The sequence below is a fragment of the Bacillus sp. FSL R10-2201 genome (assembly GCF_038008665.1).
Taxonomy (GTDB): Bacteria; Bacillota; Bacilli; order Bacillales; family Bacillaceae_G; genus Bacillus_A; species Bacillus_A mycoides.
Genome location: NZ_JBBOZP010000001.1, coordinates 649,078 through 672,128, shown reverse-complemented (window position 1 = coordinate 672,128; position 23,051 = coordinate 649,078). Strand labels below are relative to the sequence as shown.

The following is a 23,051-nucleotide window of genomic DNA, read 5'->3' as shown; positions in this document are numbered from 1 at the left end:
TATTTCCAGCTCACAAACAATAATAATTAAGCAACTACCTTGTCCCACAACGAAAGCGAACTAACTTTAAGCTAGTTACTTCATGTACCCAAACAACTATTACTTTTAAAATAACCGGTAATGTTACCGTAAATCATTACCGGTTATTTGTTAGCCAATCTCATTTAATTTTATATTCATTGTCTTATTGCTTTATTTACTCTAGAAGTTTGCCCACTTATTTTTTTGGCTCTAATCCAATGGAACGTAAGATTTTATCTAACGTCACTGGCCCTACATTTTCTTTCGGTTTCTGATTTTCTTTGGCATCTGGACCCTTTTTCAAGAAATTCTTCTCAATAAAACGAATATCTGTTTCATTTACAACACCATCTTGATTGACATCTCCATCTTTTACAGCCACTTTTCCTTTTTCATATGAAAGAGCTGCTATTCTAGCATCTTGAATATCTACCATTTTATCGCCGTTTACATCACCTGCAAGGCTGTCATCCATATCAGCTCTAAAGTTTTGTCCCACTAATTCTCCATCCTGCATTTTCCCTATTTTTGTAGTTAATTTACTATTTAAATGACCTGGCATTTCTACGAAAATGTTATATTCTGTATCACTTACTGGAACACTATGAATTTCAAATTGCCCATTATCATCAACCGTTCCTGTATATTTCTTTCCATCCTTACCAACTGCATACACTTTTGCTCCTAGTTTTGTGTAGTCATTCTTACCTAAATACCCCTCTTCAGTTAAGAAAGCTTCTGGTCCAATATATCCTGTAACCATTGCATGTTTCGAAATAATAGAAAAGGATTTATCTTTAAACACAGGAATCTCAACGCCTTCTGATGCACCTGTTTTTGTATAAGAGAATTTATCTACTCCAAATGCTGTTAAATTATTAAAATACTCGTCACTCGTCATCTCGAATGTAACATCTACAAATGGTGCGTCTCCATCTAGACCTTTAAATTCTGTTCCTTCTAAAGATGCACCAACTTTCACCTTGTTTTCCCAGTTTCCTTCTTCATTTATCACTGGATCTTCTAATTTAATATTTAATCCATGTTGTTTTGCATATTCTGCAAGTGCTGGATTTGGTTTAACATCTACAAATTTAAACAACTGTTTACTATAAGGAATCTCAAATGTACCTGACATAAGTTGTTTCACATTATTAAGATTTAAAGTTAATGTAATTTTTTCTCCTAGTTTAACTTTATCCTTGTCATAGCTTGGGACAGCGTATTCCGTTCCCTCTTTAACAAAGACATAGTCTTTAAATCCATTTGCCATATTTGATGCAGTTGCAAGATCATATCCAAATAACCTTAAATTAAGCGGTTCATTGATTTCCTCTGGAAGTACACCAAATTTAAAATCACCATTGGCTTGAATTGTATTCAACCAACCTGACGGAAAAGCAGAGTTTTGGTAATATACAATTTCATTAGTTTTTTGGTCATACTGAAGGCCTTTTGCCTTTAATACATCTATCGTAGAATCATAAATGTTACCATGTACCCATAATGCACGCTGACCATCTTCTTCTTTGAACATAGATTCATTTACCTCATGAACGCCAGGTTTTACATCGGTAAATTTCATTTCAGGTTTGATATTATCAATAATTACGCTATCTCCTTTTGTATAAGGTTTCCCTTCTTTGTCATATCCAATGAAATCAAGTTGGTAATCTCCATCAGGCAACGTAACTCGCTTGTCTCCAATTGGATGATTTGGATCTCCTGTAAACGGGAATACATAGCCACCCATACCATCGAACATGATATATTCAATATTTGGTGTTAGACTGCTAGCATTAATTGTCCCCACAATTCCTAATGCCTTTCCTGTTTTTCGATCCTTCACCACTGCATCGATAGTTTCAAGTGGACTGTTCAATTTAAATGTCAGCGGTGAACTCGGCCTTTCCATAAATGGATGGAAGTTAGATGTATCTGTTGCCATTGCATCTCTCAGCAAATCTACAGATTCAATTCCTTTTTCTGTGAATTTAACTGCAAATGGCACTTGATATACTTCTTTTTCATTTTTTTTATTTGAAATATGAATATATCCCTCATATCTACCAAATTCAGCGTTTTCTGGAATGATAATTTCAGGGCTAATTTCCCCTGATGTACTAGGAGCTACTTTAATAGAATCTTGTACGTTCAGCTTCACACCATTCTTCGCTGCATCTTGCACACCTACACTTGTTGGTGAAAACTCTACTTCTAATTTAAACTCTTTCTCGTCTGTTTTATTGCTGTTCTTAATTAAGACCTTTCGACTATCTTTAATAGGTCCATTTCCCAATTGGTTTTTATACCCGAATGCAATAGACCCTGTTTTTTCTTCAATTTCTACTTCTTCATCATTTACAACGTTTGATGTTTTATCGATAACCTCGATAGCTGTATCTGCATGAACTGCACGATACGCATCAATTCGGCCTGATCCTACCTCAAATACAGAGCGTGCCTCTTTTAAGTCAACTGCAGTATTCATAAGCGCTTCTTTTACTTCAAACGGACTATAGTTTGGATGTTCTTGTAAAATGAGTGCCGCCACCCCCGCTGTATGAGGAGTTGCCATAGATGTACCTGACATACGTCCATACGCTACCGGATAATTTTCTCCATCCTTTGGATCATTAATATATTCAGGAACAGTTGAGAAAATAGAAACACCTGGCGCTACAATATCCGGCTTAATATCATCTGTTTTACTTGCAGGACCGCGAGAGCTGAAATCAGCTAAGTGATCTCCTTCTGTTTTTGTGTTACTCAGTTCTCCAAATGTTAAAGAGACATCTCCTTGGACAGCTTTTGCTTGCAATTTCTCACCATCTGCCTTTGTTAAGCGGAACGATGGAATAGATGAAGTACTTTCCCCAAGGTAACTTGTAATTTCACCATCTACATTGTTATATACAATTACCGCCTTTGCACCTGCTTCCTTAGCATTTTTAATTTTTTCATCGAATGTAATCTCACCGCGCTGGATGAGCGCTAACTTTCCTTGTACATCTTTCCCTTTAAAATCATCTATTTTCCCAAGACCTGTATATACAACAGATAATGATTGACCTTTCAAATCTTCAATCTTATCAGTAAAGCTTTTTCCAAGTAGCATCATTTTATCCACATGTAAATCAGCTGCATCGGCGGAAAATGTCGGGATAGTCATCGCAGCGTCACTTGCTCCAACTGTAATTGGAAGTGCTGCTGCACTAGGTGATCCAAGGGTACCTTCTTCTGGACCACTATTACCTGCCGCTACTACTGTAACAACACCAGCTAACATCGCATTGTTTACTGCAATAGAAGTAGGATATAAAGGATCATTAATAGACGCACCTAATGATAAATTGATAACGTCCATATCGTCTTTCACTGCTTTATCAATCGCAGCAAGAATACCGCTTGTTTGTCCACTTCCATATGGACCTAATACACGATATGAATATAAATCTACATCCGGAGCGACTCCCGTAACTGCATAATCCACACTATTCTTTTTGTCTGCAGCAATTGTCCCAGCTACATGAGTACCGTGGGATGTATAGTATGCACTTCCATCATAAATTTCAGGATATCCTCCAGAATTTTGCCAATCCTTATACGTTGTCTCCATTGGATCAGCATCATTATTAACAAAATCCCATCCTTTTATTGAGTTCGGATCTATTTTGCTTGCATCTTCACCTTGCTTTGCACGATACCCTTTATAAGCATCTTTTAAATCAGGGTGGTTATAATCAATACCTGTGTCCAGTACACCTACCTTAATTCCTTTTCCTGTTATTTTTTCATCATGCAGCTTGTCCACACCAATTTGTGGTACACTATCTGCCATTTTGGGTTCGGCAGCCGTCTTAGCTGTTTCTTTCGGTAAATCAATTTTGACCTCACTATCTTCCCATACGCGCTTAACAATACCAGTGCGAACTAAGTCTTCAATCATATTCGCAGGTAACGAAATCGCTACACCATTAAAAGCATTCTTATATTCTCTTGTTATTTTGGCAGATTTAAAATTCGTCCCTTTATCTTTATTCTTTTGAAGCTGCTCAAACTCTGATTTAAATTCTTTATGAGATGCTTCTACCTTTTGTTCCGCAGTTGAAAGGGCTATTTTTTTCCCCTTAGCTGCTTGTTTTAACATCTCGATTTTGCTAGGTGCTTGCTTAAACTCTACAATCACATTCACATTATCAGGACTTGCTGTATTGATGCCTGGTGAAATAACAAAACCTGGTTTTGTATTTAACGTTTTTAAGGCATTACGTTGTTCCTTTGTAAGACCTTTCAATATAGCATTTGCATCATCAATCCCAGTTAAAGTAGTTGTATTTACCTCTTCGGCCAATACGTTATATGGAATTCCTTGAGACATTAACATACCAACAGTTAGCGTTCCGATAAGTATTTTTCCGAATTTCCCCTTCTTCATAGCGCATCTCCTTATTATTAAAATTATTTTTTCTAAAATAAATCCTCTGATCTCCTATTTAGCATTGGCAATTCTATCAACCTTGAATCTATTTAAAACAATCGAGAATCTCCAACACTACTAATCTTCTTTCTATAAAAGCCCCCATAAATTGTTTCCAACTACAACGATTTACAACATGAATTATTAGTAGCGTTAAGCAATAATTCTATTTTTATTATTTCACATTTTGATTTTTCTGAATATTGAACAAAAGGAGTAATTTTTTTCTAATGATTCTATGCCCAAATAGTACAAAAGAACTACCTTGCCCTTTATTCTTTGTAATATAGAATAAAGAAACACGATAGTTCTTTTAAATATCTCTTATTTAATCCAACGGAACCAATTGATTTCGAACAGCATAAATCACCGCTTGCGATCGACTTTTTACATTTAGTTTTTTAAAAATTTTATTGATGTGAATTTTAACTGTTTTATCACTAATATATAGAGCTTCAGCAATTTCTTTATTACTAAGTCCTTTTACTAATTCAAAAAGAATTTCCTTTTCACGTTCCGTCAGTTCATTTTCATTTGATTCTAATTTCATTTTTTGCTGATGATATGTAATTAATTTTTTAGTCATACGCGGATGAATAACTGAATCGCCTCGATATAACATTCGAATTGCTGCTATTACCTGCTCCGATGATGAATCCTTCAATAAATAACCATCAGCACCAGCCTGAAGTGCATCCATTAAATACTCATCATGTTCATACATTGTAAACACAAGCACTCGGCAATTTGGATAATTTTTTTTTACTAACTCTGTGGCTTCAATCCCATTTTTCCCTGGAAGATTAATATCCATCAAAATACAATCTGGTCTGCATTCTTCTACTTTTCCCAATACTCCGTCCCCAGAGCTAGCTTCTCCAACCACTTTCATATCAGATTCATCCTCTAGTATGCTCCGAATTGCGTCTCGTAAAAAAGCATGATCATCCACTACTAATATTTTAATCATTTTACGCACCCCTTGTTTGTGAATCTGGAATTAATAGTGTAATTTCTGTCCCTTTCCCTACAGAACTATCAATCTGTAAAGTAGCCCCTAATTGTTCAGCTTGTTCATTCATATGTAATATACCATAATGTGGCTCATTCTTCGTTTTAACCATAGACTCAAATAGTGAAAAGCCGACTCCATTATCCTTAACCCTTAAAAGCACGTGCTCACTTTGATAGCTAAGTAAAACATCAGTCTTTTCTGCTTGTGCATGTTTTACAATGTTTTGCAAACTCTCTTGTAATGTATCAAAAATAACTCTTTCTTTTGAAAAGCTGAGTGCACGTGCATGACCTCTTTCATGATATGTAATATCTAGTTCATATTCTTGTTTTAAAGATTTTATTTTACTTGCTATCGCCTGCTTAAGCCCTAATTGTTGTGTCGGATATGGTTTTAAAGCATAAATAGAATAACGAACCTCTCCTAGGCTTCCTCTTAAATCTTTTATACTTTTCTCTACTATTTGCTGCATATCTATTGGTTTATCACGGTATTTTTTCTGCGCGGATTCTAGTTGGTATATCACCCCGGCCAATGTTTGTGCAATACCATCGTGAATTTCGCGTGCGATTCTATTTCTTTCTTCTAAAATCATTCTTTTTTCCTGTTCAGAAATCAATATTCTTGTTTTAACTACGTTAGCTAATTGGTTAGAAAACGTAGCTAACGACTGTACATCTTCCGGAAAAAAACCCGCAGTTCTACTTTTCCCTGCAACAAACATTCCGACTAGTTCATCATTTACAATAAGAGGAAAATATACAAGCGAGCGTATGACGCTATCAAATATTTCATCTCCAGGAGCCGTACCAGTTTTCCAATCATGAAACACAAGATTTTTAGAGATTCCCTCAAACGCCTTGGATATTTCTGAATGATCAGAAATATCCAGACGAACTTTCCCATCTTTTAATAGAAGATTCCAGTTCCCATCATCTTTTGTCCATATTACATATGCTTGTATGCCAAAAAAGCCTTTAAGCGCTTGTTTAATATGTTTCAAGTTTCCTCCGGTTAGTCCACGACTAATTTCTGTCGTAATAAGAAACAGCTCATATAATCGTTCCTTCTCCATCCTTATCCGTACAGAAAAAGAGCTAATAACTGAAATTGCTACAAGTGGAAAAAAGAAAAACAGTACTGTAATCTCGTTTATTTCCACACTATATGTACTAATTAATACATGCATCAGGGCCGCATAAGAGAAACCAAAAGTTTCGCAAAGAAATACCGTTACAGTTTTTTTATACCACTGATAGATTGAATATGGCTGCGGAAGAATTATCATTAACAAATCGTAAAAGCGGTTGTTGAAGAAGCCAAAAAACACGCAAAATAACAACAAAGATATTAAATTTTCATATAGAACTGACATATCTATCTTGTTAATTAATAAAGACATACATTTATTTGAAAACCATTCGGCCAAGATCAAACTAAGCGCATGCTGAGTACTATTAAATAACATTCTTTGTATCGGTGAACGACGATGCAGGTGAATAATTAGCGTTACGAGTACAATAGCAATAATAGTCATATGGATTCCAAACTGCCAACTCATAGCGTAAATTATCGGAAAGGTAAGCGAGCTAGTTCCTCTCCAAAATCGTACAGGAAAATACTCTGCAATCCCCATAAATATTAATAACAATATTAATATCGTTGGATAAGAAGGGATTTTAATATCAAGTAAAGATATGGTTATAGTAATCAAGCCAAGAAAAGAAATAAAATAAAGATAAGAACTAGCAATCTTTTCTCTCATAAAGATAGAATTTACATCCTTCAAAACAACCCCTTCTTTCTTTATAAAACTTCATTTTCTCTATTATCCAACAAAAAACCGGCACTGGCAAAATGGAAAAACCTCCACTAGCCAATCACCGGCTGTGTACTACACCTAAAAAGGCAAGACACAATATTAGTATAAATCGATTCTCATAAATTTCCTATTCATCAAACGATGTAATTATGCATACCGCTAGGCTTATCCTCTATAGTACAAAAGATATATATTAATATCGCTAATCTAATATACGCTTTCTTTCCATCCCCTATATCCTATTTTTTTTAGTATAAAAGATGACGTAACGTAACCTTCAAGCTACTTTTTTCAAATAATCCAAGCATAATTTTCTCACAAACAACAAAAATTAACAGAAACAATTTCAATGTAAAGGAGATGGAAATTATGGCCGAACAGAAAAATTCACAACAAGATAATAAAAAAAAGCATATGTTTCCATCACTTCCGGAAAATATTAATTACATTGAAAATAAGCTCTGTCATTCAGATGATATAAAAAAATTAGATGTCCCTTTCCAAAATGGAAAAGGAACAATTATATATATCGAATCTTTAGCAGACCCAAATTTAATTCATCAATTAGCTCTTGAACCATTATTAACTCGATCGGATCTGTCTTTAGATAAAGCTTTTGCCACATTAAATATGAAAAAAGAAACAAATTTAAATTATGGTGTGCAGCTTTTATTACAAGGTAAATCTTTATATTTTCATGAACACGTCGACAGTTTTTGTATTTTCGAAACAGCTCTATCTTTAAAGAGAGATATAACAGAACCTGATAATGAAGGGATTGTCCGTGGACCGCATACTGGTTTAGTAGAAGATTTAGCAACCAATTTAGCTTCTATTCGTAAACTCATAAAAAGTCCACATGTCGTCGTTAAATATTTCACACTCGGTGAAGAAATGCATACGAAAGTGGCAATTGCTTATATGCAAAACATAGCTAATGACGATCTAGTTACAGAAGTAAAAAGAAGGTTAGAAACGATTAAGACAGATGCACTTATGCCTCCAGGATATATACAAGAATTTATAGAGGATACGTCTTTCTCACCCTTTCCGCAACAATTAAATACAGAGCGTCCAGATAGAGTCGCAGCAAATTTAATGGAAGGACGAGTTGCTATTTTATCTGATGGAGATCCAACTGCACTTATCGTTCCTGTTACGTTATTTGCTTTCTATCAATCACCAGATGATTATAATAACCGCTGGATTGTCGGTTCTTTCATCCGAATGATTCGCTTAGTCAGTTTCTTGATTGCCTTTCTCTTGCCCGCTATATATATCGCAACAGTTGCTTTTCATCCTGATGTGTTGCCGCTCGAACTTGTTTATACGATTAAAGCTTCATTAGAAAAAGTGCCACTTCCTCCTATTTTTGAAGCTCTCTTAATGGAATTAATCTTTGAATTATTACGGGAAGCTGGTATTCGCTTGCCAAGCCGAGTTGGACAAACAATCGGTATTGTAGGTGGTTTAGTAATTGGTGATGCAATTGTAAAAGCCGGTCTCGTTTCTTATACAATGATTATCGTTGTAGCTTTAACTGCAATCTCATCTTTTCTTGTTCCATCAAATGATATGAGTTCCGCAGTTCGGATTCTTCGTTTTCCGTTAATGCTCCTTGCTGCCATATTCGGCTATGTAGGAATATCATTCGGTCTCATTATAACTTTCGTTCATTTATGCCAGTTACATTCATTTCATACCCCCTATCTTTCTCCTGTTGCTCCGATGCGGATAAAAGATATGAAAGACTCTTTTGTACGACTACCAATTTGGTCGTTTTGGGAACGACCACATGATTCAAAACCGAAAAAAATGCAACGACAACATGTAACGAGAGAGGATGAGAACGGTGACAAACACGCAAAGTAAAATTTCACTTGTTCAATTTACCTTTTTCGTTATTCAATGCCAAATCGGAGTTGGTATACTTTCTCTACCAAACCGTCTTCACCCAATAGCGAAAGGTGGCGGATGGATTTCTGCTCTCATCGCTGGTCTTGCAATTCAACTTATTATTTTACTTATGTGGCTTTTCTTAAAACGATTTCCTGATGCAGATATGTATGAAAGTGTTTGTATGCTATTTGGGAATAAGTTTGGAAAACTATTAGGTTTTGCTTATGTTTTTTATTTTACCCTTATCGGTATGACGGTTATGTTAAATGCTTGTAATGTCATTAAAGTTTGGATATTACAAGCAACTCCTTGGTATGCCACCCTCATGCTATTTACAATAGCTTGTTGTTACATAGCTTATAATACGTTCAAAGTCATCGTACGGTTTTACGTCATGGCTTCTATTCTCATTTTACCAATGGCTCTTTTAATTGCCCTAGGGCTTACACGAGCTGATTTTTCTTACATTTTTCCAATTACAGAAGCCGGATGGTGGAATATTATTCAAGCATCAAAAGAAACCATTACAGCTATGTATGGTTTTGAGATTATTCTTATCGCTTTCCCAAAAGTAAACGGGAGTTCTGTGGCAAAACTGAAAGCAATTTCTATCGCTAATGGATTTGTAACTCTTTTTTATACTTTTACTGTTTGGATTTGCTTTATCGTATTTAGTCCAAAACAAGTTGAACTTATTCCAGAGCCAGTTGCTTACTTATTGCGTTCTCTGCATATTGGGATTATAGACCGAACCGATTTACTATTCATCCCAATATGGATGATAACTGTTGTAGCTTCTATTGCTAGTTATTACTGTGCTGCTTCTATAGGAATTGGACATATCTTCAATCTGGCTAATCATAAAAAGGCTGTTCCAATCGTTGGTATTATTGCTTTTAGTGTAGCCCTATTTATAGATACACCTGAAGAATTAAAAGTAATTGCAACTTTTACTGATAAGTTCACGTATATTTTCATAGTTGTCCTCCCTCTTTTATTTCTACTTTATTCAGTAATAAGGAATAAGAAAGGAGAACAGTATGTTCCAAAAAAGAGTTAAATTACTTTTTATATTATGTACTAGTGCATTCCTTTCTGGCTGTTGGGATCAAGAACCATTAAGAGAAGCGAGATTAGCTTATAGCATTGGATATGATATTACGGAAGAAAATAAACTTCAGCAAACGCTTGAACTCGTAAAAAGTTCCAGCGGAGAGCAATCTTCATTCGAGAATGAAATACATTCAGCAAACGGGCATAACATAAGGGATACAAGCGATGCCCTAAAAAAAAATGTGACTGGGAATATTCGCTATTTTAAATATGGTGTTCAATTACTAGGAACCAAAATTCTAAAAAAAGGTATACTCCCCTATTTAGATGTCAGCTTTCGGGACCCAACAAACCCAACTGCTTTAGTAAAACTTATTGCAGTAGATGGTGAAACATCCGAGATACTAGAAAAAAAGAAGGTAGGAAATTTACTAATTGGAGATTTTCTAAAGAAAAAAGTGAAAAGCTTAGAAGATATGAGTGTATTTCCAAAAGAAACTTTAGAAACAGCTGCTACAAAAATGTTAGATCCCGGTAAAGACTTTACCCTCCCTTCTATAAAAATAAAAGGAAAAGAAGTAATTACAAACGGGTTAGCTTTATTTAACAATGATAAATTAACTGGGCATTTACCTTTGAAACAATCTGTTTTATTCGTATTATTAACCGGAAAAATGGGAACAAGTGCCCGTATAACCCAAAAACTTACTAGCGATGAATCAGAGAAGACATCTGATTATTTAACAATGGAAGTTAGTAATCGAAAGTTAAAGCGAGACTTAAAAATAACAACAGATAGAAAAGGAAATGTATATGCTCACATTAAGCTTCAACTAAAAGTTATAGCCCTTGAGGCTCCAAGAGATAATATTTACAAAATGGAAGAAAGAAAAAAATTAAATGAAAAATTATCTAAACAACTTACAAAAGAAGCAAAACAAATAACGAACAGGTTACAAAAAGCAAATTGTGATGCTTTCGGTATAGGTAGAAATCTTATCGCTTATCATCCAGAGTTATGGAAGAAAAAGAATTGGAATAAAGATTATGCAAAGGTAAAATTTAAACCGGAAGTAGAAGTAAAGATTTTATATAGTGGCGTCTTAAAATAAAAAGGTTGGACGCCCGCCGGCATCCAACCTTTTATTTCATATAACGATATACAATTGACTCATACGGTCTTAAGTTAAGATTGGTAATATCTTTACTTGAATCTTTGTAATTTGATAATAATACTTCTTGTTTCATACCATCTAATTGAACATGAACTGGTACAGAATACGTTATTTCTTCTCCATAGAAGTTATTTATAACAAGTAATACTTCATTATTTACAGTACGTGTATACGCCCAAATGCTAGGATGATTTCCATCTAAAATAGCATATTTCCCTTCTGTAATTACATCATACGTTTTTCTAAGTTCTATTAACTTTTTATAATGATAAAATACAGACTCTTTATCTTCTAATGCTTTTTCTACGTTTATTTCTGTAAAGTTTTCAGCCACTGAAATCCAAGGTGTACTTGTTGTAAAACCACTGTTCATCTCTTCATTCCACTGCATCGGAGTACGGGAATTATCACGAGATTTTTGTTTTAAAATCCCGATAATATCTTCTTTTGATAATCCTTCTTCCAGCTTTATATCATATATATTTAACGATTCCACATCGCGATATTGCTCGATGGACTCGAATTTAGGATTCGTCATACCGATTTCTTCGCCTTGATAAATGTAAGGTGTGCCCTGCAACATATGCATAGCTGTCGCTAGCATTTTCGCAGATTCATTTCGGTACTTCTCATCATCACCAAACCGTGAAACGATACGAGGCTGGTCATGATTACACCAGAATAACGCATTCCATCCTCCGCCCTTTTGCATTTCAATTTGCCAATTAGACATAATTTCTTTTAATTTAATGAAATCAAAATCAGCTTTCGTCCACTTATCACCATTCGGATAATCTACTTTTAAATGATGGAAACTAAACGTCATGCTTAGTTCATTGCGCTCAGGATTCGAATATTTAATACAATTATCAATTGTCGTAGATGACATTTCTCCAACTGTAATTACATCTTTCCCTTCAAAAACATTTTGGCTCATCTCTTGTAAATATTCATGGACGCGTGGACCATCTGTGTAATATTTACGCCCATCACTTGTAGCAGTGGTGCCTTCATCACTTAAAAATCTTTGATCTTTTGAAATTAAGTTAATAACATCAAGGCGGAATCCTTTTACACCTTTCTCCAACCAAAAGCGCATCATATCGTACACTTCTTCACGAAGCTTTTCATTTTCCCAGTTTAAATCAGCTTGCGTCTCATCAAATAGATGTAAAAAATATTGCCCTGTTTTCTCATCATATTTCCAAGCAGATCCTCCAAATTTAGACTGCCAATTATTCTTTTCATCACGCCAAATATAATAATTTCGATACGGACTATTCTTATCTTCTTTTGCTTCTTTAAACCACTTATGCTCCGTTGAACTATGATTTACAACGATATCAAGCATGATTTCAATGTCACGTACTTTCGCTTCTTTTAAAAGCTCTTCAAACTCTTCCATCGTCCCGTAAGATGGATCAATGCTGTAATAATCACTTACATCGTATCCATTGTCATTTTGTGGTGATCGGTATATCGGTGTTAACCAAATATAATCCACTCCAAGTTCCTTTAAATAATCTAATTTCTCTGTAACTCCCTTTATATCACCGGTTTCTTTATTATAGTAACTATTAAAGCTCTTCGGATAAATTTGATAGACTACACTTTTATGCCAATCTTTCATGCTTAATTTCCTCCTACTTCTGTTTTACTCGTTTCGCAAATAACCATGTTAATGTAAATGGAATTACTACTGCGATTATCATCCCTACAATAAACATTGGAATCGATTTCGGAATGATAGAAATAAATGCTGGCAATCCGCCAATTCCGATTGCTGGTGCTAATACACCATTTAATGTAATAAATATCGCTGCTATAGCAGACCCAATAATCGCTGCATAGAACGGGAATTTATTTCTTAAATTCACACCGAACATCGCTGGCTCTGTAATACCGAAGTACGCTGAGATTGCTGATGTTGATGCCATACTTTTATCATTTTGATTTTTAGAAATCCAGAACATCGCTAGTGCCGCACTACCTTGTGCAATGTTAGAAAGAGCAATCATCGGCCAAATAAATGTACCGCCGTGCTGTGCAATTAGCTGTAAATCAATTGCAATAAACATATGATGCATTCCTGTAATTACGAGCGGTGCATATAATGCTCCAAATAATACTGCTCCAAGTACTGGTACCGTTTCATATACGCCAACTAATCCAGCCGTTAATAAATCGCCAATATGACGTGTAACTGGACCGATAATTCCTAACGCTAACACACCCGTTACAACGATTGTTGTAATTGGTACAACTAATAATTGAATTGCGTTTGGCACATGTTTCTTTAAGAAGATTTCAACTTTACTTAATACGAATGCTGCTACTAAAATGGGTAAAATTTGACCTTGATACCCTACCTTTTCAATTTGGAATAGCCCTAAAATATCGAAGTACTCAATCTTTTGTCCCTCTAAACCAGTCGCTGCTTTTCCATAATCCCACGCGTTTAATAAGGCCGGATGCACAAGCATTAATCCCATAACAATCCCTAGTATTGGACTACCACCAAAGCGCTTCGTTGCTGACCAACCAACAAGTGCCGGTAAGAATACGAATGCTGTATTAGCCATCATATTAATTAAATCCCAAAGCCCGCCTAAGTTCGGATAAACATCTAATAAATTTTTACCCTCAAAAAATAAGTCCTTTGCCCCTAATAGATTGTTAATCCCCATCAGTAAACCAGCTGTTACAATCGCTGGTAATATCGGCATAAATACATCCGAAAATACTTTTACAAACTTTTGAGCTGGATTTAACTTTTGGTTTCCAGAGTCTTTCACATCAGCTACTGTCGATTCTTCCATACCTGCAAGCGTTATCAATTCAGCGTATACTCGATCGACATCACCTGGACCAATTACAATTTGAAATACCCCAGCGTTATGAAACGCTCCCTTTACTAATGAAACAGACTGCAATTTATCATTATCTATTTTACTTTCATCTTTTAAAGCGATACGGAGCCTCGTTACACAGTGCGCAGCTTGTTCAATATTGTCTTTCCCACCAATATACTGCAACACTTCTTCTGCTATTTTACGATAGTCTTTCCCCATATTCCCGTCCCTCTTTTCTTTTTTTGATACCGTTTACACTTACATATTAACTCGTATATATAAGTTAGTCAACACTCGTATATATAAGTTGATGATTTTTTTATAAATAAAGAGATGGAACGATTATTTCGCTCCATCTCTTTATTTTCTTCGCGCCACATCTGAAAAGTGAAAAATATCTAAACGGTGACGTGATTCCGTATATTCGAACTGACTCCCATCGTATAAATGAGTAAAGTTTTTTACAACGACAACGTAGTCTGTCCCATTTAAATCTAAATACTTGCGGTCATCCTCTGTACATGGTTGCACTTCAATTACCCGCTGTGAATAGCTAATATGTAGCCCTAATTCTTTCTCAATGTATTTATAAATCGATGCAGTTGCAATTTCTCTCGTTAATCCTGGAATATACTCCGATACAAAATGGTTTATATCTAAAATTACTTTTTCTCCATCAATATTTCGTACGCGTTTAATATGATTTATTTCCGTTTTTTCTTTCACATTTAATAACTTTGCTACATCTTTCGTCGCTTTCATTTTCTCTATTTCCACGACTTCTGTAATACAGTAACGTCCTAAACGTTCATTTTCTTCTTGAAAACTTACAATACCACCAAAGTTAAATTCAATGTTTTTGCGCTTTAATACAAAAACACCTTTTCCGTGTATTTTTTGAACATATCCACGCTCTTGCAATAAATCTACAGCTTTTCTTACAGTACCCCGGCTTGCCTCGTACTGCTTCATTAATTCCGTTTCTGATGGAATTTTGCATCCTTCTTTTAATTGTTTATTATCAATAGACTTGCTGATTTCTGTATAAATTTGTTCATACTTACTCATCATCTACAATAGCCCCTTGTCACCTTCTAGTTCTATATGTATTATACCACGCTATACTCTTCTGCCAATCTCTCACTTATTTTCCAGTACAAGAAAACTATGGGTAAATATTTAGTCTCTAAAACGTATTTTTATAAATTTTTTTATATTTTTCTTTTCATTCAAAAAAACATGTAGTATACTAACTTCAAAATCAGAGGAGAAAGGGAGCAAAGAACTATGCTTACTTATACAACAATTGTAGTTACATTTGCACAAAAACATCATCATCATACGTAACCCTTGAAACCTAGCGGAAAAATTACGCGTAGGTACAAGGGTTATTCCCGTTGTACCTACGTTAGGCGAAGAGCCATGTAGGTATTTTTTATCTACATGGCTCTTTTTTTATTGCCAAAAATGCTAGTAAAAAATGATGTTTAAGCAAATCTTACTACAAAGGAGTTAACAAAAATGGAAACGAAAAAATGGGGATTATGGGTTTTAACAGCTTTTGTTATCGGGAATATGGTTGGCGGTGGCGTATTTATGCTCCCAGCAAATTTAGCACACGTATCAGGTCCAATGGGATCTACACTGGCATGGAGTATTACAGGACTTGGTGTATTTATGATTGCACTCGTATTTGGAAATTTAGCAATTCGTAAACCAGAATTAAAAGCAGGACCACAAAGTTACGCCCAAGCAATGTTTACTTCTCAAAAGACAGGTAAAGTTGCAGGATATAGTATGGCTTGGGGATACTGGGCTGCTAACTGGGCTGCTACAGCATCTGTTATTATTTCCTTTGCTGGATATTTATCAACATTTTTTCCAGTTTTACAAAGTAAGCAAATTCTCTTTTCAATAAATGGATTTTCACTAGAACTAGGAAAAGGGTTAACTTTTCTAGTATGTAGCCTTATGTTATGGGGAATTCAATATATTCTTTCTCAAAATATTGATCGAGCTGGAAATATGAATCTTCTTGCTACCATTGCAAAAATTATCGGATTTACAATGTTTATTGTGATTACATTATTCATTTTCAACGCCTCTAATTTCGGAGACGGTCAAACATTTATGAATGAAGCTGGACAACCTATTTCGTTGGGTGGACAAATAAATTCCGCTGCTATTGCAACACTTTGGGCGTTTATCGGTATTGAGTCAGCAGTTATGCTCTCTAACCGTGCAAAATCTCAGCACGATGTTAAGAAAGCTACGATTTTCGGATTAATCATCGCTCTTCTTATTTACATGGCAATTACTCTACTAACAATGGGCGCTCTTCCACAAGACGCTTTAAAAGAGTCTCAAAAACCATTAGTAGATGCATTAAATTTAGCAATTGGTACTAAAGGTGCTTATATAATGGCCTTACTTGCACTCGTATCTTTATTCGGCTCTACTGTAGGATGGATCGTTGTTAGCTCAGAAGTACCTTACCAGGCTGCTAAAAATGGACTTTTCCCTAAGTTTTTCAGTAAAACAAATAAAAAAGGTAGTCCTTCAAAATCATTATTTATTACAAATGTGATGACGCAAATTTTCTTATTCTCAACGATTTCTGGTACTGTTTCAGAAGCATATAATTTCGCTATTGTTGTAGCGACATTAGCATATTTAATCCCGTACCTTGTTTCTACCTTGTATCAGTTAAAATTAGTTATTACGGGGGAAACGTATGATATAATGCCGGGATCTCGAATAAAAGATGGAATCATTACTGCATTAGCATTTTTATATTCCATATGGGTTATTAAAACGGGAACTGCTGATTTAAAAACATTCTTCTTAGGCATTGGTTTGTTTGTATTAGGTCTTATTCTTTATCCAGTTTTAATGAAAGATTCACAAAAAAAACAATAAAAAAGAGAAGCTTTTCGCTTCTCTTTTTTTATTAAAAATCAGTTAATAACTTTTCTTTTAGTTCCCCTATATCTAACGGTTTCGCATAATAAAAACCTTGTACAAAGTCGCAACTCATTGATTTTAATAAACTTTCTTGTTCTACCGTTTCTACCCCTTCAGCAACCACTAATAAATTTAAACTATGGGCGATTTCAATAACCGATTTTACAATCGTTCGCTCTGGTTGTGCATGATCATAATGAAACTCACGAATAAAATTACGATCAATTTTCACAATATCAAGTGGTAGTTGTTTTAAATAATATAATGAGGAATACCCTGTTCCGAAATCGTCTAAAGCGATTAAAATTCCCATACTTCTTAATTCTTGTAATGTAGCAATAATATAATCAAAATGACGTACAGCTATACTTTCTGTTATTTCTAATATTAAACGATTTGGTGGAAACCCTGTTCGCTTCAATATACTACGAACAGATAAAATAAATCGCTTTTGCATCAATTGTTGTATTGATAAATTAACAGATAACTTCAGTCCCTCTTGATAATCTGGTAAAGTTTTAAACAGTCGACATGACTTTTCTAGTACCCAGTCTCCTAGTTTTATAATAAGTCCACACTCTTCAGCTACAGGGATAAATTCACTTGGTGAAATAGGACCTTCTTCTGTCTTACAGCGTACTAAAGCCTCAATACCAGTACATTTCTTTGTTTTCAAATCAATAATGGGTTGTAATGCCACTTTTAATTCTTCGTCACGAATCGCTTTTTGCAAAGCAAATTCTATTTTCATTCTACGGTTTATTTTCGCACGTAATTCATCTGTAAAGAAGCACGCCGCATTTCTTCCTTGCTCTTTCGCACTATACATGGCTAAATCCGAATTTTTTAATAACGTTTCAACGTCTTTTCCATCTTGCGGATAGGAACAAAGTCCTAGACTAGCTGAAATATATACTTCATGACCTTCAAGCATAAATGGCGCTTGAAAGCATGATAACACGGATGTCGCTAACTGCCTCATCTCATCATTTGTATGAGTTTTTGTTAACAGCACAAATTCGTCGCCACCAAGCCTAGCCAGAACATCTTTCTCTCCTAGCACATAATGCAACCGTGAAGCAACTTCGCTTAAAAGTAAATCTCCTATCATATGACCTAACGTATCATTCACTAATTTAAAACGATCTAAATCAAAGTAAATCATGCCAAACTCTATTTTCTCTCCAATCATCTTATTTACAGTCGTAATTAACTGTAAACGGTTCGGTAAACTTGTTAACGCATCATGATAAGCAAGTTCCCTATAACGACTTTCGCTTAATCGTAATCTTTGTTCTGCTTCTTTCCTACTACTTATATCATTTCGAATTGCAATAAATTGATAAGGTTCTCCCTTTTCATTTAAAAATGGAACAATTGTTGTTTTAACCCAATAATACGTACCATCTTTTGCTTGATTTCGAATTTCCCCTGTCCAGACTTTTCCACTCAAAATACGCTTCCATAGGATTTGAAAAAATGCTTTCGGATGATATCCGGAATTTAAAATACGGTGATCTTTTCCTATTAACTCTTCTCTTTTATATTTTGAAATTTTACAAAATTTATCATTCACATATGTAATAAGACCATTTCGGTCTGTAATAGCAACAATTGAAGACTCATCTAATGCTAATTTTAAATCTTGCAATGAAGAGTCATATAATGCATGACCTCTTTGTTCTAGCATGCGCACCTCTCCTTGCTTCCTATCTGACTAAAACACAACTCGTTTCTCTTCATAGAAATAGAGATATTTCATTTTCTAACACTACGCCTTTACATAAAATGAAACTTTAATCAGTGGGGGGTTGTCCATCCCCCACTGATTATTAGCCTTCACCAATCGGGCTTTTATCTCCCACCTAACTTCCTCACATTCACCGAATTTTGAGGTGGGAGTCTTACTGCCCGTTAATGCGGGATAAATCACAATTTTTTTCTAAATAGGCCGATTAAAATAACATAATATTATTTATAAAAAAAAGCAATATGGTGCTGTTTTAATTATAGTAGAAGCTTCTCATCTCTCTACTTATCTAAGCTTATTATACAGTATTCTCTTACATTCTTTGAATTTGTAAAGTGACAATTTCATCACTATTAGCCTCTGCTCCCTACTAATACGACCTCACACCTAACCTCTTTTATTTCATTAAATGTTAAGATGTAAATCTAACTGCCGATACATAATGAAATAGAGATTAATATACAAAATGCAACGATTCACGAATAATAATATAAAGTGAAACTTTAATCAGTGGGGGTTTTGTTCATCCCAACTGATCACCAATCGGGCTTTTACGGGTAGCAGGGCTTCCACCTAACTTCTTTGTTCCAGCTGAATTTTGAGGTGGGGGTTTTACTGCCCAAAAATAGCGGGATAAAGCCAAAATTTGCATTTAACATATTGAATCATAATAACAAAATATTAACATATTTTCACCTTGTTTTTGGAAATATTTTATAAATAAATTATTAAACTAAAAAAGAGGATATCCTCTTTTTTAGTTTAATACTGATATGGTATTTGCTGATAACCCGGGTATGGCATTGGATATGGTGCTGGGTATGTTACTGGGTACGGTGCTGGATAGTAGCCTCCACCTGCCGCACCCGTTAATGCGCCAGCTGTAAGCCCACCTAACATGCCTCCAGCAAAACTTCCTGGGAAAAATCCTCCGCCCCACGAGCCGCCACCCCAGCCCCATCCACCACCGTGATGATGATCATAATGATTGTGTCCTCCATGGTGATTATGCCCTCCATGGTGATTATGCCCTCCCCCACCATGATGATTACGATAATATCCTCCGTGATTTAGCATATAGTTCATTTCTCTTCCTCTCCTTTTCAATTTCCCTACTTTAATATGTGTTGTATGAATAGTAAGGATACTGTTAATAATCCGTATAGTATGGATAGCAATATCCGCCATAACCAAACGCAGGACTAAGTAAAGCCCCTTCCAGGAAAGAATCCTCCTCCTAAAAATGGAGAATGTACAAACCCACCAAATGGAAGATCGTACATTTTATTCATCCCCTTTTCTATATAAAAATGTAATAATATACTGTATGTAGGACAAATGCGGAAAGCATGGGGAAAATGTCTATATTTTGTAAAAAAAACAAAACACTTTATAATAAGAATGTCAGATTACACCTTTTATATAAGAAGTCTATATTTAAGAAAGATTTGAGGAATTTTATAGAAATGAAGAAACCTATCGTTCAATTATTATTAATATTTACAATCGTATCTATCGTTCTTTTCCTATTAAATACATCGGTTATTTCGTTATATACGTTTGTTGGTGCTCTATGGTCCATCACAATCGTAGGAATTTCATTCGTTATTTTTATCGAAAATAGATCACCCCAAAGTACCTTAGCGTGGTTTTTAGTATTAGCACTTCTTCCTGTTATAGGTGTACTTTTATACTCTATTTTCGGGCGTAGCCGTTGGAGAAGAAAAAAACATCTTCATCGTTCAGAAGAACAAAGAAAGTTATTCCGCGAAATATTAGAAGGAAGACGACTAGAATTATCACTCACAGTCCCATTACATGAACGTTCTATACATTTAACAGAAGTCCTACAAAAATTCGGAGGCGGGCCTGCCGCAGATAGAACGACAACAAAACTTTTAACAAACGGTGATCAAACCTTTTCAGAAATTTTGAACGCAATCGAGAATGCAAAACATCACATACATATTCAATACTATATTTATAAATCTGATGAGATTGGTACAAAAGTACGAGATGCTTTAATACAAAAAGCAAAAGATGGTGTTATTGTACGCTTCCTTTATGATGGACTCGGAAGTAATACGTTAAGACGACGATTTTTACAACCTATGAAAAAAGCTGGAATTGAAATTGTCGAATTTGACCCTATTTTTTCAGCTTGGTTACTCGAGACAGTTAATTATCGTAATCACCGTAAAATCGTCATTGTAGATGGAGAAATTGGTTTTACCGGAGGGCTCAACGTCGGTGATGAATATCTTGGTCGCTCAAAAAAATTCCCTGTTTGGCGTGATAGTCATTTAAAAATAGAAGGAAAAGCATTGTATAAATTACAAGCCATCTTTCTAGAAGATTGGCTTTATGCGTCTAGTGGATTGAATACTTATTCTTGGGATCAATTTATGAATAGACACTACTTCCCAGGAAAAGAAATTCCGGATGCAGAAGGTGCGGTGCAAATTGTAGCAAGTGGACCAAGCTCAGATGATAAAAGTATTCGTAATACATTACTAGCTGTTATGGGCTCAGCCAAAAAATCTATTTGGATCGCTACACCATACTTTATTCCGGATCAAGAAACTTTAACATTATTACGCTTAAGTGCAATATCTGGCATAGATGTACGCATTTTATATCCTGGTAAGAGTGATAGTATTATTAGCGATCAAGCATCTCAATCCTATTTCACTCCACTTTTAAAAGCTGGTGCTTCTATTTACAGTTATAAAGATGGATTTATGCACGCAAAGATTGTACTCGTTGACGATAAAATTGCAACAATCGGAACAGCAAATATGGATGTACGTAGCTTTGAATTGAATTATGAAATTATTAGCGTACTATATGAATCAGAAACCGTTCATGATATTAAACGCGATTTTGAAGAAGACTTTAAACACTCCACTGAAATTAAATGGAACTCGTTCCAAAAAAGAAGTATCAAAAAACGAATATTAGAGTCCTTTATGCGACTCATTTCTCCTTTACTATAAGCAATCAATGTGATATTGATTGCTTTTTCTTTTATATTTCCCCCTTCTCCTTTTCTTTGCATACCATATTAAAACAAGTTATCATAAGATGTATTACTTTATGAAAATAATGTTAGGTGGGAAATACATGTTAGAACAATTTCATATACATTCTGATTTAAAACAGCAGCTTTCTACAATTCATGAAAAGAATAAACAAGAAGCTGGTGAAAATGCACATTTAATTGGCAAGAAAATATATAAAGCATCTGATAATAGCATTATTGAAGATGCCATTACAGCACTTTTACTTGGTAAAAACATTCTATTAAAAGGGCCAACTGGTAGTGGTAAAACAGTACTAGCGGAAACTCTTTCTTCTTTATTCCAAAAACCAATGCATAGCATTAACTGTTCTGTCGACTTAGATGTAGAAGGTATTTTAGGATACAACACATTACAAACAAAAGACGGCGCATCTGAAGTTACGTTCGTTAACGGTCCTCTTATGAAGGCAATGAAAAACGGTCATTTCCTTTATATTGATGAAATCAATATGGCAAAACCTGAAACGTTACCACTTCTTCATGGTGCGTTAGATTACCGTAAAATGATTACAAACCCATTTACACAAGAAGTTGTATACGGTGATGACGAATATCGCGTAATTGCTGCGATTAACGAAGGTTATGTTGGGACAAGTGAACTAAACGAAGCGTTAAAAAACCGTTTCGTTATTATTGAAGTTCCTTACATTCAAGGTGATACATTAAAAGAACTATTACTATCTGAATCAAAATTAAATGATGTTGCAACAATTGAAAAGTTCGTTGCATTCGCAAGCGATCTTATGCCTTTAGCTCGTGATGGGCGCGTAAGTGAAGAAGCAGCTAGTATTCGTGGCATTATCGATGCATGTGATTTAGGTGTATATATTCCTGTTATGCGTGCAATTGAACGTAGTATTATCGCAAAATTAAACGATGAAACAGAACAAATGACTGTCCGTGAATTAGCAGAAAGTTATTTCTTTGAGGGATAATTC

The 23,051-nt window shown here is 35.0% G+C and carries 14 protein-coding genes; 6 read left to right on the top strand and 8 right to left on the bottom strand.

What is annotated here, in order from left to right; genetic code table 11:
• Positions 1-217 precede the first annotated feature (217 nt).
• The 3 genes from NSQ69_RS03340 to NSQ69_RS03330 form a co-directional block, all read right to left on the bottom strand.
• On the bottom strand, positions 218-4,459 hold the full coding sequence (locus NSQ69_RS03340; RefSeq protein WP_002125200.1) for a S8 family serine peptidase: 4,242 nt from the start codon (positions 4,457-4,459) through the stop codon (positions 218-220).
• A gap of 370 nt (positions 4,460-4,829) precedes the next feature.
• Positions 4,830-5,471, bottom strand: coding sequence for a response regulator (locus tag NSQ69_RS03335; RefSeq protein ID WP_002035350.1), 642 nt, complete (start codon positions 5,469-5,471; stop codon positions 4,830-4,832).
• Between the two features lies 1 nt (position 5,472).
• Positions 5,473-7,305 carry a GAF domain-containing sensor histidine kinase gene (locus NSQ69_RS03330; protein ID WP_002125196.1) on the bottom strand — a complete coding sequence of 611 codons (1,833 nt, stop codon included), beginning with the start codon at positions 7,303-7,305 and terminating at the stop codon, positions 5,473-5,475.
• Positions 7,306-7,707: 402 nt separating this feature from the next.
• On the opposite strand from NSQ69_RS03330, the gene gerKA reads away from it, so the two are divergent.
• From gerKA to gerKC, 3 genes are read left to right on the top strand one after another with little or no spacing between them, the layout of a single operon-like run.
• On the top strand, positions 7,708-9,210 hold the full coding sequence (gene gerKA / locus NSQ69_RS03325; protein WP_002125193.1) for a spore germination protein GerKA: 1,503 nt from the start codon (positions 7,708-7,710) through the stop codon (positions 9,208-9,210).
• Positions 9,191-10,297: a GerAB/ArcD/ProY family transporter gene (locus NSQ69_RS03320; protein WP_000185782.1), complete on the top strand. Its 1,107-nt coding sequence runs from the start codon at positions 9,191-9,193 to the stop codon at positions 10,295-10,297. The genes gerKA and NSQ69_RS03320 overlap by 20 nt, the downstream gene beginning before the upstream one ends.
• Positions 10,278-11,402, top strand: a complete 1,125-nt coding sequence (gene gerKC / locus NSQ69_RS03315) for a spore germination protein GerKC (protein WP_002125191.1) — start codon at positions 10,278-10,280, stop codon at positions 11,400-11,402. Before NSQ69_RS03320 ends, gerKC begins: the two co-directional genes overlap by 20 nt.
• A 31-nt stretch (positions 11,403-11,433) precedes the next feature.
• Here the strand turns inward: gerKC and treC are convergent, their stop codons facing one another.
• The 3 genes from treC to treR all read right to left on the bottom strand — a co-directional run bounded on the left by treC (position 11,434) and on the right by treR (position 15,388).
• Positions 11,434-13,095, bottom strand: coding sequence for an alpha,alpha-phosphotrehalase (treC, locus tag NSQ69_RS03310; protein ID WP_078213700.1), 1,662 nt, complete (start codon positions 13,093-13,095; stop codon positions 11,434-11,436).
• Positions 13,096-13,108: 13 nt separating this feature from the next.
• Positions 13,109-14,536 (bottom strand): PTS system trehalose-specific EIIBC component, encoded by a 1,428-nt coding sequence (gene treP, locus NSQ69_RS03305; protein WP_341098932.1) that lies wholly within the window; start codon positions 14,534-14,536, stop codon positions 13,109-13,111.
• Between the two features lie 141 nt (positions 14,537-14,677).
• Positions 14,678-15,388 (bottom strand): trehalose operon repressor, encoded by a 711-nt coding sequence (gene treR / locus NSQ69_RS03300; protein ID WP_002186933.1) that lies wholly within the window; start codon positions 15,386-15,388, stop codon positions 14,678-14,680.
• A 450-nt stretch (positions 15,389-15,838) separates the two neighbouring features.
• Here treR and NSQ69_RS03295 point away from each other — a divergent pair, with 450 nt between their 5' ends.
• Positions 15,839-17,236, top strand: a complete 1,398-nt coding sequence (locus NSQ69_RS03295) for an amino acid permease (protein ID WP_002186932.1) — start codon at positions 15,839-15,841, stop codon at positions 17,234-17,236.
• A gap of 31 nt (positions 17,237-17,267) precedes the next feature.
• On the opposite strand, the gene NSQ69_RS03290 is transcribed toward NSQ69_RS03295, so the two are convergent.
• Positions 17,268-18,971, bottom strand: a complete 1,704-nt coding sequence (locus NSQ69_RS03290) for a putative bifunctional diguanylate cyclase/phosphodiesterase (RefSeq protein ID WP_002186931.1) — start codon at positions 18,969-18,971, stop codon at positions 17,268-17,270.
• 822 nt (positions 18,972-19,793) lie between these two features.
• Positions 19,794-20,117, bottom strand: a complete 324-nt coding sequence (locus NSQ69_RS03285; RefSeq protein WP_341098930.1) for a hypothetical protein — start codon at positions 20,115-20,117, stop codon at positions 19,794-19,796.
• A 380-nt stretch (positions 20,118-20,497) separates the two neighbouring features.
• On the opposite strand from NSQ69_RS03285, the gene NSQ69_RS03280 reads away from it, so the two are divergent.
• Positions 20,498-22,027: a cardiolipin synthase gene (locus NSQ69_RS03280; protein WP_002186930.1), complete on the top strand. Its 1,530-nt coding sequence runs from the start codon at positions 20,498-20,500 to the stop codon at positions 22,025-22,027.
• A 127-nt stretch (positions 22,028-22,154) separates the two neighbouring features.
• Positions 22,155-23,048 carry an ATP-binding protein gene (locus NSQ69_RS03275; RefSeq protein WP_000892986.1) on the top strand — a complete coding sequence of 298 codons (894 nt, stop codon included), beginning with the start codon at positions 22,155-22,157 and terminating at the stop codon, positions 23,046-23,048.
• Positions 23,049-23,051: the final 3 nt, after the last annotated feature.